The following is a 2454-nucleotide window of genomic DNA, read 5'->3' as shown; positions in this document are numbered from 1 at the left end:
GCGACCAATTGCGGTCAGATCAAAATCGGCAGCCTTGCGCGGTCGGACAGATTGGCCAAATACAACCAGCTCATCCGCATCGAGGAAGAATTGGGTGCCAGCGCCGTATACGCCGGGAAGGGCTGCTTCGGGCGTTTGGCTGGATAACTCCCACCCTCGATTAGATATTCAGGCGTATTTCGTTTGAAGGTCCAGCATAGCCATAGCCGCTTTCGCAGCTTCGCCGCCCTTGTCCTTGCGGGTTTTATCCGCACGGGCGAGGGCCTGATCTTCACTTTCAACGGTAATAATTCCGTTGCCGATGGGCAGCCCATCCATAGTCAGAGCCATCAGGCCGCGGGCGCTTTCGCCAGCTACGATTTCGAAGTGATATGTTTCGCCGCGGATAACCACGCCGATTGCAACGAAGCCGTCATATTGGCTACTTTCCGCGACGATCGAGATTGCGCCGGGGATTTCCAGCGCGCCGGGGACGGTCAGTACACCTGAATCATGTCCGGCAGCGGCCAATGCCGATCGCGCCCCGTCTATCAACATATCATTGAGATGGTCGTAAAACCGGGCTTCGACGATCAGAAAACGCGCCATTAAATGCTCCTATTGGGTTGCGGCGCGATAGCTCGCAATGAAGCAATAGTGAAGGCCAATAGAGCGGCGCAGGGGAATTGAATGGTTGCGGCTCGTTCAGCGCGCGACTGGATCTTCTTCGCTATAGGCCAGCTTGTTGCGGATAAATTCGAACACCGGGCCATAGATCGGGCGTTCAAACTGAACCCCAACGATGTAATTCTTGCACCAGCGCACGTGTGCAATGATCGGGCCAATCGTTTCGATCTTGATGCTGATTTCAGCCCCTTCTGTCAGACGGCCAAATCGGTCATAAAACCTACAGCCGGTTTCGGAGATTTCGACAATCGGTATATGTCGCGCGACACCTCTGCCGGTTCTATAGCGTCCCTGCACAGAGATATCGAACCGCTCGGTACGGCGAGTCTCGTCCAGCACGTCTTGCTGACGGTTGTTCATCTGCTCGCGATTGTTCATTTCGAACCCTAGTAACTCAATCAGCGCCCCATTCACCTGAACAATAGCTAAATAACGTTAAGCAATGACAAAAACCCATCCATGTCTTTTTCAGTATCCGCACAATTAACCCGCATTGCTTCAAGCAACGAGCCAGAGGAATCTCAAACACCGCAGCGAAACTATTGATATCGAAGTTGAAATATAAGAATTATGGTGGACGCACTTGGGTTCGAACCAAGGACCCGCTGATTAAGAGTTTTGCAAATACACCGTACTGCTAGAATGCGACAGATGATTCTAAGATACATAACATTGTAATATATACGACTTATCTCCTTGCGTGATTGTGGTTGCTTATCGTATCTTGCACTTCATTGCTAGAAATACGCTAGAAACTAACAAGAGTCGGGCAGCATGGTGAAAATTACAAAAACGTTTGTGGACAAAGTCACAGCGCCCTCCGAGGGCTATCAAATGCACTGGGACGACAGCGTGAAGGGATACGGCCTTCGCGTAACCGAACGCTGCATCGAGCGTGAAGGCGCGATGGGCCAGGCCAGCGAACTATATCAAAGCTGGTGCGATTTCGCCGTCGAGAATGGTGAAGAAAAAGGGTCTGCCAAAGCTTTTGCTGAGGCAATTCAGAAGCGAGGTTTCGAGCGTGACCGGGTTTATCAGCTCGGCAGAATATATCGCGGGATCGACCTTAGAAAAAATCAAAATGAGGGAGGTTTCCGATGAAGAAATCCATGACGCATGTCGGATCATGTCGCTTATTTTCCCTTTATCCTCACGCGCACACACATGAAGGTGAAAGGGTGAAAACCCGTCATGACGTGACATGCGACATGCTCAACTTTCCGATCTCAGCCCCGCTTAATGCAATGCCAAGCGCACCAGCCGGCCCAATGGATAGGCGGCGGGGGCATAGGACATTTCCACACCCACGCAATATCTAGACCGGTGCATATCTTTTCTTCATCGCTAATACAGTTTCTCGCCCGCGTGCGCGAAAGGCCAGACCATCACTAAACGTAAACAGCATCACCCGGCAGATCGTCTCCACCGGCCATACATGACGCCAGCTCTCCACGAATGCGAACCTCATGGGCCCCAATGCGATAAATGGGGCTCGCGAAGAACTGGGTAGCCTTTTTTAGAATCTCCCTCTCCTCCTTGAGGATCCGGTTCTCCTGGCGAAGACGTTCGTTCTCGCGGGCCAAATCTGCCTGCGGCGCGGCTACCAGATCAGAGGGCCGGTACTGCGACACCCACTTGCCCAGAGTCGACAGGCCCACGCCCAAATCCGAGGCCACGCGCCGCCGCGATAGCCCGCTGGTCAGCGCAATGCGCACCGCTTCCTGCTTGAACTCTTCTGTATGCTTGATCATCTCGTCGGTCTCCTTGATCGAGTGTTAAACTCTCAAG

3 protein-coding genes and 2 pseudogenes are annotated in these 2454 nt (G+C 52.6%); 2 read left to right on the top strand and 3 right to left on the bottom strand.

Going from position 1 to position 2454, the window contains the following annotated elements; all coding sequences use genetic code 11:
* A pseudogene (gene eno / locus ACESNI_RS15030) lies at positions 1 to 147 on the top strand (phosphopyruvate hydratase); the annotation flags it as partial.
* A gap of 21 nt (positions 148 to 168) precedes the next feature.
* Here eno and ribH read toward each other — a convergent pair.
* Positions 169 to 588, bottom strand: coding sequence for a 6,7-dimethyl-8-ribityllumazine synthase (gene ribH / locus ACESNI_RS15025; protein WP_373088392.1), 420 nt, complete (start codon positions 586 to 588; stop codon positions 169 to 171).
* A gap of 96 nt (positions 589 to 684) precedes the next feature.
* On the bottom strand, positions 685 to 1044 hold the full coding sequence (locus ACESNI_RS15020) for a PilZ domain-containing protein (RefSeq protein ID WP_373088390.1): 360 nt from the start codon (positions 1042 to 1044) through the stop codon (positions 685 to 687).
* A gap of 396 nt (positions 1045 to 1440) precedes the next feature.
* Between ACESNI_RS15020 and ACESNI_RS15015 the strand changes: the two genes are divergently transcribed.
* On the top strand, positions 1441 to 1767 hold the full coding sequence (locus tag ACESNI_RS15015) for a hypothetical protein (RefSeq protein WP_373088388.1): 327 nt from the start codon (positions 1441 to 1443) through the stop codon (positions 1765 to 1767).
* Between the two features lie 262 nt (positions 1768 to 2029).
* On the opposite strand, the pseudogene ACESNI_RS15010 reads toward ACESNI_RS15015, so the two are convergent.
* Positions 2030 to 2417, bottom strand: a pseudogene (locus ACESNI_RS15010) (transposase); the annotation flags it as partial.
* Between the last annotated feature and the right edge of the window lie 37 nt (positions 2418 to 2454).

This window comes from Sneathiella sp. (genome assembly GCF_041689005.1).
Classification (GTDB): Bacteria; Pseudomonadota; Alphaproteobacteria; order Sneathiellales; family Sneathiellaceae; genus Sneathiella.
Note: the sequence above shows the minus strand (reverse complement) of the source record. Positions and strands in the feature narration are given on the sequence as shown.